The sequence below is a fragment of the Devosia sp. genome, from assembly GCF_036406155.1.
Taxonomy (GTDB): Bacteria; Pseudomonadota; Alphaproteobacteria; order Rhizobiales; family Devosiaceae; genus Devosia_A.
Genome location: NZ_DASWVV010000246.1, coordinates 1 through 13804, shown reverse-complemented (window position 1 = coordinate 13804; position 13804 = coordinate 1). Strand labels below are relative to the sequence as shown.

Genomic DNA, 13804 nt, shown 5'->3' with positions numbered 1-13804 from the left:
CGCCTCGCCATGCCGTGGAGCGCGATTCTGACCGCGGCCGCCGCCGGCGCGCTGCTGGGCGCCGGCCTGACCTATCTGTTGGCCACGTGGATCCCGCTTCCCGCCGACGCGCCCGCCTACCCCGATCCGACGCCGGCCCTGGCCGATCAGGCGGCGCGCCTCGACGGGCTCGAGCAGCGCCTCGCGGCAAACGAATCGGCCGCCGCGAGCAGCCGCGTCGACATCGACGCCGCTGTCGGCCAACTGACCGCCGACGTGGCCGAGGTGCGCGCGACGCTGGCCGAACTGGCGGACGCGATGCCGGCGCCGCCGACGGTCGACCTGCCCGGCATGGAGGAGCGGCTGCGCACGCTCGAGAGCCGCGTCGACGCCATCGGCGCCGGTGCCTCGCCGGCCGAGGCCGGGGCCCTGGCCGATACGCTCGTCGCCCTCGAGCAGGGCCTCGCCGACCTCGCCGGCAAACTCGCCGGACACGACCAGCAGCTGACGGCAACCGAGGCGGCGCTGGCCCGCCTCGCCGGCGACCTCGAGGCCGCGCAGGCCGCCATTGCCAGCCGCAACCTTGCCCTCGACGGCGCGGCGCTCGCCCCGGCGATCAAGCTGCCGCTGGTGGTCTCCGGCCTCGAGGCCGCGGTGGCCGCCGGCCGCCCCTATGCCGCCGAGCTGGCCGGCCTCAAGTCCATCCTCCCCGACCTCGCGGTGCCGGACGCCGTCGCCGCGGCCGCCGCGACCGGCCTGCCTCGCCCCGACGAGCTGGCCCGGCGCTTCGCGGCGGCGGTCCCCGACATCCTCGCCGGACGCACGCGCACGCCGAGCGGCGACTGGGCGCGGGAAGTGCTGGAATGGGCCAGGGGCCTGCTGGCGCTGCGGCCGGCCGGAGAGATTGCGGGCGACACCCCGGAGGCGGTGCTGTCGCGGCTGGAGGCTGCCGTCGAGCGCCGCGATTTTTCGGCCGCGGCACAGCTCATGCAGCAACTGCCCGAGCCGATGCGTCTTGCGGCCGGCTCGCTGGCCGGCGAGATCGCCGCCCTGGCCGCGGCCGAGGCCTTCGTCGCCACGCTGCGCGCCCAGGCCCTCGCCCCCGCCGCGGCGGAGGCCAGTCCGTGATCCGTCTCGTCTACTGGATCATCGTCAGCCTGCTGGTGACGGCCGGGATCGCCTGGCTCGTCAGCCTGCCCGGCACGCTGTCGCTGGAGCTGCTGGGCGTGCGCATGCAGCCCCGCCTGGGCGTCGCCGCCTTCCTGCTGATCGCCACCCTCGCCCTCGTCATCTTGCTGTGGGGGTTGCTGCGCCGGCTGCTCGGCGCCCCCTATTATCTGGCGCGCCGGGTCCGCGAACGCCGCAAGGACCAAGGCTTTGCCGCCCTCGCCGACGGCTTCATCGCGCTGCAGGCAGGGGACGCCGGCCGGGCCCGCCTGCTGGCCCGCGAGGCGCGCAGCAACCTGCCCGCCAATGCCGCCGCCCAGCTGCTCGAAGCGCGGGCCGACCTGGCCTTGGGCGACATGCATGCGGCCCGCGAGCACTACCGGGCGCTGATCAACAACCGCAAGACCGCGCTCGCGGCGCTGTCCGGCCTGTACGACCAGGCCCGCGCCCAGGGGCGCGTCGACGCCGCTCTGACCTTCGCCCGCAAGGCCGTCGAGATCGCCCCCCACACGCCGTGGGCCAGCCACGCCGTGTTCGAGGACCTGACCCGCCGGGGGCGCTGGGCCGAGGCGCTGGAGGTCATCACCGCCGAGCCGGCAGTGACCCGCGAGGAAAAGATGCGCAAGCGCCGGCGCCAGGCGGTAGTGGAGGCGGCGCGCGCCCGCCTCGCCGAGACCAGCGAGCCGTTGGTGGCGCTCGAGCACGCCCTCACCGCCCTCAAGCTGGTGCCCGATTTCGTGCCGGCGGCGCTGATCGCGGCGCGCATCTACATCAATCGCGGCGACAGCCGCAAGGCGATGAGCCTGTTGCGGCGCGTGTGGCGCGCCACCGCCCACCCCGACATCGGCACGCTGTTCGCCAATGCCGTGCCCGGCGCCTCCGCCGTCGACCGGCTCAAGCGCATCCGCGAACTCGTCGACACGCCGCCGCAGAACAAGAGCGGCGCCGTCGTCCTCGCCCGCGCCGCCATCGACGCCTATGACTGGGGCCTCGCCCGCACGGCGCTGGCCGGCGAGGCCGCCGCCAACCCCTCGCAGCAGGTGTGCATGCTGATGGCCGAGATCGAGGAGGGCGAGAACGGCGATCAGGGCAAGGCGCGCGAATGGGTCAACCGCGCCGTGCGCGCGCCACGCGACCCGGTTTGGACCGCCGACGGCATCACCGCCGAGGAATGGGAGCCGCTGTCGCCGGTCACCGGCCGGCTCGATGCCTTCGAGTGGCGGGTGCCGCTCAGCGCCGTCGCGACCCGGGTCGCCGAAGCCCCGCCGCCGGCGCCGGGAGAGGCCGAGGTCACCGCCTCGCTGCCGCGTCCCGAGGCCTGAGCGCAAAGCCCCTTGCAAGCACGGGGGCGCATCAGTAAAAGACCTCGCATCGATCCGGCGCCGGGCGCCGGCGAGCCGCTTTAGCTCAGTTGGTAGAGCACATCATTCGTAATGATGGGGTCGCGTGTTCGAGTCACGCAAGCGGCACCACTTCATCCACTCCGGTTCGCATGTTCCCCCGGTGAGGCGCGCCAGCGCCTGGCGGGACACGTTTGGCGTGGGCCTCGTTCGGGGAGCAGGGATGGCGGGCGGCCGCAAACCGGCGCGCCGCCGCCCGGCATGTCGCGGCTGCCCCCGACCGGCAGGCCGAGGGATTCGGCAGGCGGGATCGCGCGCCCGCGTCAGTAGGTGGCGCGGCCTCCCGACAGGTCGAACACGGCGCCGGTGGTGAAGCTGTTTTCCTCGCTGACCAGCCAGGCGATCATGGCGGCCGCCTCCCGCACCTCGAGGAAGCGCCCGCGCGGGATGCGCGCCAACATGTAGTCGATGTGCTGCTGCGACATCTGGTCGAAGATGCGGGTGCGGGCGGCAGCGGGCGTGACGCAGTTGACGGCGATGTTGCCGCCGGCCGTTTCCTTGCCGAGCGACTTGGTCAGCGCGATCACCCCGGCCTTGGACGCCGAGTAGGCCGCGGCGTTGGGATTGCCTTCCTTGCCGGCGATCGAGGCGACGTTGACGATGCGGCCGTAATTGCGCGCGAGCATGCCCGGAAGCACGGCCTTGCAGCAATGGAAGACCCCGTTGAGGTTGACGTCGACGATGCGTCGCCACTCCTCGACGTCATAGTCCACCACCGTGGCATTGGCGCCGGCGATGCCCGCATTGGCGACGAGGATGTCGATTTGTCCGAGCGCCTGCTCGGTGGCGCGGGCGGCGCCCCGCACGGCGTCGAAATCGACCTGGTTGACCGCGGCGAAGACGGTGCCCGCACCCAGTTCCGCGGCCGTGGCGGCGACGAGGTCGGCGTCGTGGTCCCACAGCGAGACGCGGGCGCCCGAGGCGATCAGCCGCTCGGCGACGGCCCGGCCGATGCCTTGCGCGCCTCCGGTCACCACGGCGGTACGCCCCTTGAGGTCAATGTCGTTCATGTCAGCTCCGTCATCGTTCGAGAGGTTGAAGGCCGGCAGCGGCGCGCAACGCCGGCTCGCGGATATCGATCTCCTTGCCGGCGTGGGCAGCGCCCGCCGGGCCGCACAGCCAGGCGATCATCTTCGCGGGCTCTTCTGCCGCGGCCAGCGCCGTCCGCGGCAGCTGGCTCACCGGGTTGATGCCCGAGGCCCGGATCGTCGCCTGCATGCCGGTGTCGACGACGCCGGGGGAGAGGCCGATGGCCCGGATGCCCCGGCTCGCATATTCGTGGTCGATCGAACGGGTCAGCATGGCGAGGCCGGCTTTCGCGGCACAATAGGCCGACCAGCCCTGCAATGGCCGGAAGGCGGCGCCGCTCGACAGGTTGACGATCGTCCCCGCGCCGCCGCGCAGCATCACCGGCAGCACGGCACGCACCATATGGTAGGCACCCACGAGGTTGATCTGCACCGAACCTGCCCAGGCGGCAGGATCGGCGTCGGCGATGGGTCCGATCGGCTCGATCGTACCGGCATTGTTGACGAGGGCGTCGATGCGGCCGAAGCGGGCATCCACCTCGCCGACGAGGCGCGCCACTGCATCGTAATCGGCAACGTCGCAGGCGAGCGCCGTGGCCGCGCCGCCAGCCGCCGCGATCGCGCCAGCGACGCCGTGCGCGGCCGGCAATGCGCGGGCGGTGACGACGACCTGCGCCCCCGCTTGTGCAAGCTGGTGCGCCGTCGCCGCGCCGATGCCCCGACCCGCGCCCGTCACAATGATGACCCTGTCGTGCAGTCCGGTCATGGCGCGGTCACGGGCTGTGTCTTGCCGTCGCGAGGCGCAGCATGGCCTCGCGGGTCGAGCGGTCGACGTTCTTCATGTGCTGCTCCATGGCCGCGGCGGTGCGATCCGGATCGTGCGCCGCCAGAGCCTCGACGATTGCTTCGTGGTCACGCACGCTCTGGGTGATGACGCCGGGCGTCTCCGAAGCGACGCGGCGGTATTCCATGCCGAGGCCGTAGAGCGAGTTGGCAATGCGATCGAGGAAGGGATTGGCGCAGGCGTCGAGGATGATCTGGTGGAATTCCAGGTCGGAGACGCGAAAGCCGATGGGATCGTCGGCCAGCGTCGCCTGCACGGCCACCAGCTTGCGCAGCCGCCCCACGGCTTCGTCGCTGATCCGCGGCGCCGCCATCCGCCCGATACCGCCGTCGATGAATACGCGCGCCTGATACAGCGTCTCGACATTGTCGGCGTTGAGCGGCACCAGCGACTGCAGCAGCGACAGCATCTCGGCGACTTCGAGCGAGGAGACGAAACTGTGCCCGCCCCGCTCCCAACGGATGATGCCGAGGATCTGCAGGCCGCGCAGCGCCTCGCGGACGCTGGGCTGGCTCACGTCCATCATGGTGGCGAGGTCTTTTTCCGAGGGCAGCTGGTCGCCCGGGCGCAGATTGCCGCTGCGGATCAGTTCGAGCAGGCGCCGCGCCACCTGCTCGGCGACGGACACGTTGCGGGCGGGATCCTGCTCCATGGCCAGAAACGGGCCCGAGAGTGAGGCGACCTTCCTCATCCCGCCGTTTCCGCCCGTTGTGCACCCCGGCTCGCCATCGTCTCCTCCGTCATCCCCTTCTTAGCGAAGCGCCAGGCGCTTGACGACATCTTCGACGACCGCGATGCCGAGCCCCGGCCCCTGCGGCTGGCGAACACGACCGTCGGCGATCACGATCGGCGCGTCCACCAGCTCCGTCTGCACCACGACCGGGTGCGGCTTCAGCTCGAACAGGCGCGCAGCGGGCGAACACAGCGACAGCTGCAGGCTCGCGGCGGTGGTGATCGCCGTCGACCAGGCGTGGGCGTTGATGGTCCTGTTGTGGCGCCGGACCAGCGCATCGACCGCGCGGAAGCCGGTCACGCCCTCGGCCCGGGCCGGATCGACCCCGAAGACGTCGACGGTGCCGGTGGCCAGCAGCCGCTCGTAGCCGGCCACCGTCCATTCGCGCTCGCCGCTGGCAATCGGCAGATCCACTGCCTCGCGCAGGGCGCGGTAGTCATCGAGCCGCGTCGGGTAGAACGGTTCCTCGATCCAGCCGACCTGCAAGTCCCTGAGCCGGCGGGCGACATCGATGCCGGTGGCCAGATCCCAGCTTATGCCGTTGCCGATATCGACGAGAATCTCGGCCTCGCTGCCCAAGGCCCGGCGCAGCATGGCGACGAAGCGCACGACCTGCTCGGGATCCTGGCCGATGGGCGACAGCCCCTTCTTGCCCAGCCCCAGCTTGACGCTGCGAAACCCGCGGTCGAAATAGGTTTCGACTTCCGCCACGCATTCGGCCAGTGTCGCCTTGTTGACGTGACAGGAGGCCGTGGCCGGCAGGCTATCATGCACGGTGCCGCCGAGCAGGGCGCTGACGGGCAGTCCCTGTTCCTTGCCGGCGATGTCCCACAGCGACATGTCGATGGCGCTCAGCGCGAAACTGGCGATGCCGCCCTCGCCATACCACCAGCTATGGGCGCGCATCAGCTCCCAGGCCTGCGCCACGCTGATCTCGCCGGCATCCCTGAGCAGGGGAAAGAACCCCTCCTCAATGATCGTGACAGTGGCCTTGCAGGCTTCCGGCCACATGGCGATGCCTTCGCCCCAGCCGACGACGCCGTCGCTGCTCTCGGTCCGCACCAGCACGGTCATGCGCGCATTTCCGGCGTCGTTCGGGTCGCTGTAGCGCAGCACATGGGCCGCGATGGCGGACAGCCGCATTGAACCCCCCTTGGGTGTCGCCGCCACTGTCGGCGCGACGGCTTGTTGACTAGCCCAGGGTCGGTTGGTATGTCAACGAGAGGTCAGGCCAATTTAGTGGCATGGCTGACGAGGCCCGGGAGGAGGCGCCGCAACGCTCATGGCTCCGCCGCAGATAAACATCGAGCCGATCGTGCGCGAGGGCGCATCCGAACGCGTCGTGCACCGGCTCATGGGCATGGTCAAGGCGGGCAACCTCAAGCCGGGAGACCGGCTGCCGGGCGAGCGCGAGCTGGCCGAGTTGTTCAGCGTCAGCCGGCCCACGATCCGCGAGGCCGTCAAGGCGCTCATCGTCCTCGGCGTTCTCAAGTCCAAGCATGGCGGCGGCATCTTCGTCTCCCCGCTCGAGGCCGCGGACCTGCTCGGGCCGGTCACCTTCTTCCTGTCGCTGCGCGACGTCGAAATCGATCAGCTGTATCACGCGCGGGCGCTGATCGAGGGCGAACTCGCGGCGCTGGCCGCCCAGCGGGCCGGACCCGACGACACGGCATCGCTTGCCCGGCTGATCGAGCGCCAGGAAGAGGTGCTCGCCGATCCGGTGGCGTATCGCGCCGTGGACACGGAATTTCACCGCCTGCTCGCGGAGCTGTCCGGCAACGCGTTTCTGTCGCGGGCGGCCGAAAGCATGAACGTGCTGGGGCTCGAGTTCCGCAAGGTCGCGTCCGAAACGCCGGACGTGATCAGCGGCTCGGTCCGCGACCATCGGCGTATCGTTGCCGCCATCGCGGCCGGCGACGCCGATGCCGCGCGCCAGGCCATGCGCGAGCACATGGCGCACGTTCTCAACACCACCAAGAAAGCCGAGCGCCAGCAGGAGGCATCATGAAGGACGTCAAGCGCCACGGCCTGCGCCGGCCGGACCTGCAGGACATCGTTGCGGGCGGATTTTCCACGCCCTGGGATGCCCCCACCATCCCCACCTTCCCCTTCGAGTTCCGCAATGTCGAGGTGATGACGCTGTTCTACCGCAGCGACCCCGACGCCATGAGCTTCCTGTTGCCCGAGCCGTTGCGGCTGACCGGCGACGTGGTCGCCATCCACCTCTACCGGATGAACGACACCGACTGGGTCGGTCCCTATGGCGAAGCCAACGTCATGTTCGGCGCGGCCCTGCCGGACGGGCGCACCGGCGCCTACTCGCCATATTTCTTCCTGAGCACCGAAGTCGGCGTCGCCCATGGCCGGGAGATCCACGGCCAGCCCAAGAAGCTGGCCGATGTGCGTCTCGATTTCCGCGGCGACCTGATCGTGGGGACGACGCAGCGCAACGGCATCGACATCGTCACCGCGACGCTGCCCTACAAGCAGCGGCAATGCGACCCGGCCGAATTGTCGGCGCATTTCGACTTTGCCACCAACATCAACCTCAAGGCGATCGATCACATCGACGGGCGCCCGGCCATCCGCCAGCTGACCTCGCGCCGGCTCACCGACCTCAGGGTGCATGAATGCTGGGTCGGCCCCTGTTCGGTCGAACTGCGCGCCAACGTCCAGGCCCCGGTCTTCCGGCTGCCGGTGGTCGAACCGCTGGTCGGCTACTACTGGCGCGCCGACTTCAAGCTCGTCCGCGGCACGGTGATCTACGATTACCTGGCGGACGCCCCTCCTTCCCAGAATCATCCTGTCTGACTGCACGAGACCATGCTTTCCACATCCGCCCCGAGACGCGTCGTCGTCACCGACTACACCTTTCCCAGCCTGGGGCGCGAGCAGGCGGCAGCCGAAGCCGCGGGCGCCGCGTTCGAAGCCTTCCAGTGCAAGTCGGCGGACGAGGTGGCCCAGGCAGTGCGCGGCGCCGACGTCGCCGTGGTGCAATTTGCCCCCTGCGATGCCGCCGCCATCGCCGGGCTGGCGCCCGGAGCGACGCTGCTGCGCTACGGCATCGGCTACGACAACATCGACGTCGCCGCCGCCGCGGCCCAGGGCATGCCGGTCGGCTATGTTCCCGATTACTGCATCGCCGAGGTCGCCGATCACACGGCCACGCTGCTGCTGACACTGCTGCGCAAGCTCGTGCCGCTCGACGCCTCGGTTCGACAGGGGCGCTGGGACGCCGTGGCCGTCGCCCGCCCGCTGAGGCCGTTTGACGCAACCACCGTCGGCTTTCTCGGCTTCGGGCGCATCGGCCGCGAAGTGTGCGCCCGCCTGGCGCCCTTCGGCTTCCACTTCATCGCGGCCGACCCTGCCCTGCAGGACGCGGAGGCCGCCCAGCTGGGCATCAGGCGCGTCTCCACCGAGGCGCTGTTCCGCGAGGCGGACGCGCTGTCCCTCAACGCCCCGGCGGTGCCCGAGACGATCGGCATCGTCAACCGCGACACGCTGCGCCTGATGCAGCCGCATGCCGTGATCGTCAACACCGCACGCGGCAAGCTGATCGACGAGCCGGCCCTCGCCGAGGCGCTGCACGCCGGGCGCATCGCCGGGGCTGGGCTCGACGTCTTCGACTCCGAGCCGCTGCCGGCGGATTCGCCGCTGCGCGGGGCGCCCGGCCTGCTGCTATCGCCGCACGCGGCCTGGTATTCGGAAGCCGCGATCGACCGCCTGCAGCAGCTTGTCGCGCAGGACATCGCGGCCGCCCTGGCCGGGGGCCGGCCTCGCCGCCCCGTGCCCGGAAGCGCCTGATGGAGCCCCTGGGGTGCCGCGTCGAGCGCGATTGACAGAAGGTGCTGCTTTCGACTAGTGGTCTAACCACTTTAGTGATCTAGCCAACCTGGGGGAGACGGTACGGTTATGGCAGTCGATCGGTTCCGGATTGTCGACGTGCGCGCCTATATCGTCGCCGGCGACGATATAGGCGGCGACTATCACCGCCGCGCCGGTGGCCACTGGATCACCGACACCCTGATCGCCAACCCGATGTCCCTCTATGCCGAGTATCGCGACAGCCGCACCACGTGGGGCATTGGCGTGCTCGGCAGCGTCGTCGTCGAGATCGAAGCGGCCGACGGCACCGTCGGCGTCGCGACCGGCATGGGCGGCGAGCCCTCCTGTTTCCTGATCGAGCGCCACTTCCGCCGCTTCCTGCTCGGCGCCGACCCGCGCGACACGGCCCGGCTGTGGGACCAGATGTTCCGCGCCTCGATGTTCTACGGCCGCAAGGGACTGACGATGACCGCCATCAGCGTCGTCGACCTGGCGCTGTGGGACCTGCTCGGCAAGTTGCGCGGCGAGCCCGTCTACAAGCTTATCGGCGGCGCGGTCCGTTCCGAGATGCCGCTCTACTGCACCGGCCCGGAGCCTGCCGTGTACAAGGAACAGGGCTTCGTCGGCGGCAAGATTCCGCTGCCGGAGGGGCCGGACGCCGGCCCCGCCGGCCTGCGGCGCAATGTCGAGCGGGTCGCCGCGGTGCGCGACAGCGTCGGCCCCGACTTTTCCATCATGATCGACTGCTACATGGCGCTGGACGTGCCTTATGCGATCGAACTCGCCAACGCCGTGCGGCCCTACGGCGTCTACTGGCTCGAAGAGGTGCTGCATCCCGACGACTTCGACGGCCACAAGCAGCTCAAGGCGGCCTGCCCGTGGGTGCGCTGGACCACCGGCGAACACGAGTACACGCGCTACGGCTTCCGCAACCTGATCGTCTCGCGCGCCCTCGACATCGTGCAGCCCGACGTCATGTGGGTCGGCGGCCTGACCGAGCTGATGCGGGTCGCGGCGTTGGCGAATGCCTACGACATCCCGGTCGTACCCCACGGCTCCGGGGCCTACAGCTATCATTTCTGCATCACGCAGCCGCAGACCTATTTCTGCGAATACATCAATATCAGCCACGACGGCCGCTCCGTCGTGCCGGTGTTCGGGGAGATGTTCAGCGACGAACAGCTGCCCCGTGACGGTCGCATCGCGCTCGGCGACGCCCCCGGCTTCGGACTTACCCTCAACCGGGAGAAGTTGAAGCTCGAGCGCCCCTATCCATCGGACTGAACCACTCGCTTACTCAGGGAGGAAAGCATGACCACCAGTCTTACGCGCAGAACCTTCACCGCCGGCCTGCTGGGCGCGGCCCTCATCGCCGGGGCCGGCCTGGCCACCCCCGCCAGCGCCCAATCGCACCAGTTCAAGCTGTCGCACCACCTCGCCCCGGGGCACCTCGTCGACGTCGCCTCCAAGCGCTTCGCCGAACTCGTGGCCGAAAAGACCAACGGCGAAATCACCATCGAAGTCTTTCCCTCCGGCCAGATTGCCGGCCTGAGGCAGGGCGCCGAAGCCGTCCAGCTCGGCACCGTGGACTTCGTGTGGACCGACTTCGGCACCCTCGCCAACTGGCGCCCGGAATACGGCTTCGTCAGCCTGCCGTTCCTGTTCCAGGGCGACGACCACTTCGCCGCGACCTTCAACGGTGAGGTGGGCCAAGAGCTGCGCGAGGACGTCAAGGCCAATTTCGGCGCCGAGATCCTGGGCTACGGCAATGCCGGCTTCCGCGTCATCGCCACCCGCGACAAGCCCGTCAACGGCCCCGATGACCTCAAGGGCGTGCGCATCCGCGTGCCGGAAGTGCCGATCTTCGTCTCCGCCTTCCGCAGCGTCGGCGCCAACCCCACCCCGATGGCCTGGGGCGAGGTCTATACCGCGCTGCAGACCGGCGTCATCGACGCCGTCGAGAACCCGGCCGAAGGCCTCGCCGTGGGCGGGATGGCGGAGGTCACCAAGTACCTGTCGCGCACCAACCACATCATGACGGACGTCAACCTGCTCGCCAACGGCGCCCTGATGGCCGGACTGACCGAGGCCCAGCAGGAAGCCGTGCGCAGCGCGGCAGCGACCGCCGTCGAGGAGTTCAACGCCGCGACGCGCGAAGCTTCCAGCAAGTACTGGGACCAGCTCGCCGCCAAGCTCGAGGTCGTCGACACTCCCGACACCGCCGCCTTCCAGAAGGCCATGGCGCCCGTCTGGGACGAATTCATCGCCGCCGCGGGCGATGCCGGCAAGGGCTGGATCGAGAAGGTGCAGGCGGCCGCCCAGCCGTAAGCAACCGGGCGGATTGCGGGCCCCCGTCCGCAATCCGCCATTGCCTCCACCGGAACAACCGGAAGACACCATGGATATCGGCCTCAGCAGCAAAGTCGTTCTGGTGACTGGCGCCGCCAGCGGCATCGGGCGGGCCGTGGCGGAGCGCTTTGCCGCCGCCGGCAGCCGCCTTGCCATCGCCGATATCAATGAGGACGGCCTGGCCGAACTCGGCACCAGGCTCGGCGGCGAGACGCTGCAGGTCGGGCTCGACCTGGGCGACGCCGGTTCCTGCGCCGCCGCGGTGACCCGCACCGTCGAGCGCTTCGGCCGTCTCGACGTGCTGGTCAATGCCGGCGCCGTCATCATTCGCCAGCCCCTCGCGGCGGTCACGCCGGAGGACGTCGAACGGATCATGCGCGTCAACATGGCGGGGCCGCTGTTCATCGCCCGGGCAGCGGGCGAGGCCATGCGCCGCAGCGGCTTCGGCCGCATCATCCTGTTCTCGAGCCAGGGCGCGCATACCGGCGGCTATGTTGGCTCCACCGTCTATGCCATGTCCAAGGCGGCGGTGATCAGCCTCACCAAGTCGCTGGCCCGCGAGTTCGCGGGGGACAACATCACCGTCAACGCCGTGGCCCCCGGCCTGGTGGACACCCCGATGATCCGCCGCGACGTATCGGAGGAAGCGCTGGCCCGCTTCATGGACATGATACCGATGGCGCGCATCGCCCAGCCGGTGGAACTTGCCAATTGCTGCCTGTTCCTCGCCAGCGACCTGGCCTCGTACGTCACCGGACATACGCTGGACGCCAATGGCGGCCAGTTGATGCGCTAGGACGGCGGCGATGGCGGCGCTGGTCGAGCACCCCGAACTCAAGCGCCTGATCCGCGCCGACGACTGGACGGGCCTGGCCGTCGGCACCTATCCGCGGCTGCTCGACGCCATCGCCCGCGGCGATGCCACCGAACGCGCCGAACTGGCGCGCTTCTTTGTGGTCGAGGCCCGCGTCATCCACGACATCTATACCCAGTGGCTACGCGATACGCGGCGCTATCTGCTCGACAAGGGCCTTGCTGACGCCGCGCTGGCCGAGGAGGAGGCACGGGTCGCTGCCCTCGCCGTGGCCGGCCGCCCCGCCATCGTCGCCGATCGCGATGCCGCCTGGAGCGAAGTGGAAGCGCTCGGCCAGAACGTCGCCGACGGCGGCGACGCAGCCCTGGCGCTGCAACTCAAGGAGTCGTGGCGCCACCTCCACGACGCGCAGGTCGACCACATCAGCGGCCTGTTCGACGTCGTCATCCGGCGCTTCGGGGAGCCCGCGCTCGGCGAGATGTACGAGGGCTGGGTGATCGGCGACTGGTTCGCCAAGCGCTACCAGCGCTTCGACGTCAGCCGCTTCTCCTGGGAAGAGGCTTTCCCGCTGATCGTGTACCTGACCTTCGAGTCGATGCACGGCCACCTTGCCGGACCCGGTCGGCTGGGCGACGTCACGTTCGAGTCGTTTGACGACCGCGTCGTCTTCACCTTCGCGCCGTGCGGCTCGGGCGGACGCACCGTCGTCGGCGAACCGCTCGACGGCACGCCGCCGCGCATGGAGCCGCCCTATCGTTTCAAGGCGCTGGAAGGCGCCCACCCGTTCAGCTGGAACACCCCCGGCGTCTGCACCTACTGCGCCCATTGCTGCGTGCTGACCGAGAAGCTGCCGATCGAGCATTTCGGCTATCCCATCCGCGTGGTGGATCCGCCGCTCTATCCCAACGACGGCAATGCCGTCTGCCGGTGGACCGTCTACCGCTCGCCCGAACTGGTCCCGGCCAGCGTCTACGAGCGCCTCGGGCTGCGCAAGCCGCCACCGGGGGCGCCGCTCGGCAGCGCCGGCCAGGCGCAGCGGGCCGTGCAGGAAGACGGGGCGCGCTGATGCAACGCCCGTACCACATCGCCGTCGCCGCCGGGTACATGCCGTTCTTCAACGAGATCATGCCGGCCGGCTATCCGGCCGATCGCGATGCCTACGGGCGGAGCATGGCGGACGCCTGCGAGGCGGCCGGTGCCGTCAGTTATCTCGGCCTCGTCGACAGCGAGGCGTCGGGACACGCCGCCGGGCAAGCTCTCGGCGCACTGGGCGCCGACGCGTTGCTGCTGGCGCCCACGATGGCGACGCCCGCCGCCTACCTGTGGAACGTGACCGAGCCGCACCCCGACGTGCCCGTGGTCATCTGGGCCGCCTACGAGACCGGCACCGTCGCACCCGCCTACGACATGGTCGCCCTGTGCCGCCACAGCCAGAACGTCGGCGCGCTGATGGTCGGCAACATGCTGTCGCGCCACGGCCGTCCGTTCGCCGTGGTGGCCGGCGAGCGCGACGACCCCGTGGTCCGTGCCGAACTGGCCGATACGTTGCGCGTCGCCGCCCTGGCCGGGCGGCTCAGGACGGCGCGCGTGGGACGCCTCGGGCGGCCGCTCGACGGCTATGCCAATGTCGACGTCGACCCCGGGGCGCTGCGCGCGGCCACCGGC

General features: G+C 70.1%; 14 protein-coding genes and 1 tRNA gene. 11 read left to right on the top strand and 4 right to left on the bottom strand.

What is annotated here, in order from left to right:
• From VGD93_RS17110 to VGD93_RS17100, 3 genes are all read left to right on the top strand, one after another.
• A partial coding sequence (locus tag VGD93_RS17110; protein WP_395013377.1) for a hypothetical protein occupies positions 1–1107 on the top strand: 1107 nt, incomplete at its 5' end.
• Positions 1104–2468 (top strand): heme biosynthesis protein HemY, encoded by a 1365-nt coding sequence (locus VGD93_RS17105; protein WP_395013376.1) that lies wholly within the window; start codon positions 1104–1106, stop codon positions 2466–2468. The genes VGD93_RS17110 and VGD93_RS17105, both read left to right, overlap by 4 nt.
• 74 nt (positions 2469–2542) lie before the next feature.
• Positions 2543–2618 (top strand) — tRNA-Thr (locus VGD93_RS17100).
• Between the two features lie 191 nt (positions 2619–2809).
• Here VGD93_RS17100 and VGD93_RS17095 read toward each other — a convergent pair.
• The 4 genes from VGD93_RS17095 to VGD93_RS17080 are packed head-to-tail and all read right to left on the bottom strand — an operon-like array spanning position 2810 to position 6294.
• The gene (locus VGD93_RS17095) at positions 2810–3556 is read right to left on the bottom strand and encodes an SDR family NAD(P)-dependent oxidoreductase (RefSeq protein ID WP_395013375.1); all 747 of its coding nucleotides are present in this window, start codon (positions 3554–3556) and stop codon (positions 2810–2812) included.
• A 10-nt stretch (positions 3557–3566) separates the two neighbouring features.
• Complete coding sequence (locus VGD93_RS17090; RefSeq protein ID WP_395013374.1) at positions 3567–4340, bottom strand: SDR family NAD(P)-dependent oxidoreductase; 774 nt, start codon at positions 4338–4340, stop codon at positions 3567–3569.
• A 7-nt stretch (positions 4341–4347) separates the two neighbouring features.
• Positions 4348–5109: a FadR/GntR family transcriptional regulator gene (locus VGD93_RS17085; RefSeq protein ID WP_395013373.1), complete on the bottom strand. Its 762-nt coding sequence runs from the start codon at positions 5107–5109 to the stop codon at positions 4348–4350.
• Between the two features lie 60 nt (positions 5110–5169).
• On the bottom strand, positions 5170–6294 hold the full coding sequence (locus VGD93_RS17080) for a mandelate racemase/muconate lactonizing enzyme family protein (protein ID WP_395013372.1): 1125 nt from the start codon (positions 6292–6294) through the stop codon (positions 5170–5172).
• 139 nt (positions 6295–6433) lie between these two features.
• On the opposite strand from VGD93_RS17080, the gene VGD93_RS17075 reads away from it, so the two are divergent.
• The 8 genes from VGD93_RS17075 to VGD93_RS17040 form a co-directional block, all read left to right on the top strand.
• Positions 6434–7159, top strand: a complete 726-nt coding sequence (locus VGD93_RS17075; RefSeq protein WP_395013371.1) for a FadR/GntR family transcriptional regulator — start codon at positions 6434–6436, stop codon at positions 7157–7159.
• Positions 7156–7962, top strand: a complete 807-nt coding sequence (locus VGD93_RS17070) for an acetoacetate decarboxylase (RefSeq protein ID WP_395013370.1) — start codon at positions 7156–7158, stop codon at positions 7960–7962. Before VGD93_RS17075 ends, VGD93_RS17070 begins: the two co-directional genes overlap by 4 nt.
• A 12-nt stretch (positions 7963–7974) precedes the next feature.
• A complete protein-coding gene (locus VGD93_RS17065; protein ID WP_395013369.1) occupies positions 7975–8955 on the top strand; it encodes a C-terminal binding protein in 981 nt (326 codons plus the stop codon).
• Between the two features lie 108 nt (positions 8956–9063).
• Positions 9064–10260: an L-rhamnonate dehydratase gene (gene rhmD, locus VGD93_RS17060; RefSeq protein ID WP_395013368.1), complete on the top strand. Its 1197-nt coding sequence runs from the start codon at positions 9064–9066 to the stop codon at positions 10258–10260.
• Between the two features lie 27 nt (positions 10261–10287).
• Positions 10288–11304 carry a TRAP transporter substrate-binding protein gene (locus VGD93_RS17055; protein ID WP_395013367.1) on the top strand — a complete coding sequence of 339 codons (1017 nt, stop codon included), beginning with the start codon at positions 10288–10290 and terminating at the stop codon, positions 11302–11304.
• A gap of 70 nt (positions 11305–11374) precedes the next feature.
• Complete coding sequence (locus VGD93_RS17050) at positions 11375–12121, top strand: SDR family NAD(P)-dependent oxidoreductase (RefSeq protein WP_395013366.1); 747 nt, start codon at positions 11375–11377, stop codon at positions 12119–12121.
• Positions 12122–12131: 10 nt separating this feature from the next.
• The gene (locus tag VGD93_RS17045; protein ID WP_395013365.1) at positions 12132–13205 is read left to right on the top strand and encodes a hypothetical protein; all 1074 of its coding nucleotides are present in this window, start codon (positions 12132–12134) and stop codon (positions 13203–13205) included.
• The coding region (locus VGD93_RS17040; RefSeq protein ID WP_395013364.1) for a hypothetical protein at positions 13205–13804 on the top strand (600 nt) is incomplete at its 3' end. The genes VGD93_RS17045 and VGD93_RS17040, both read left to right, overlap by 1 nt.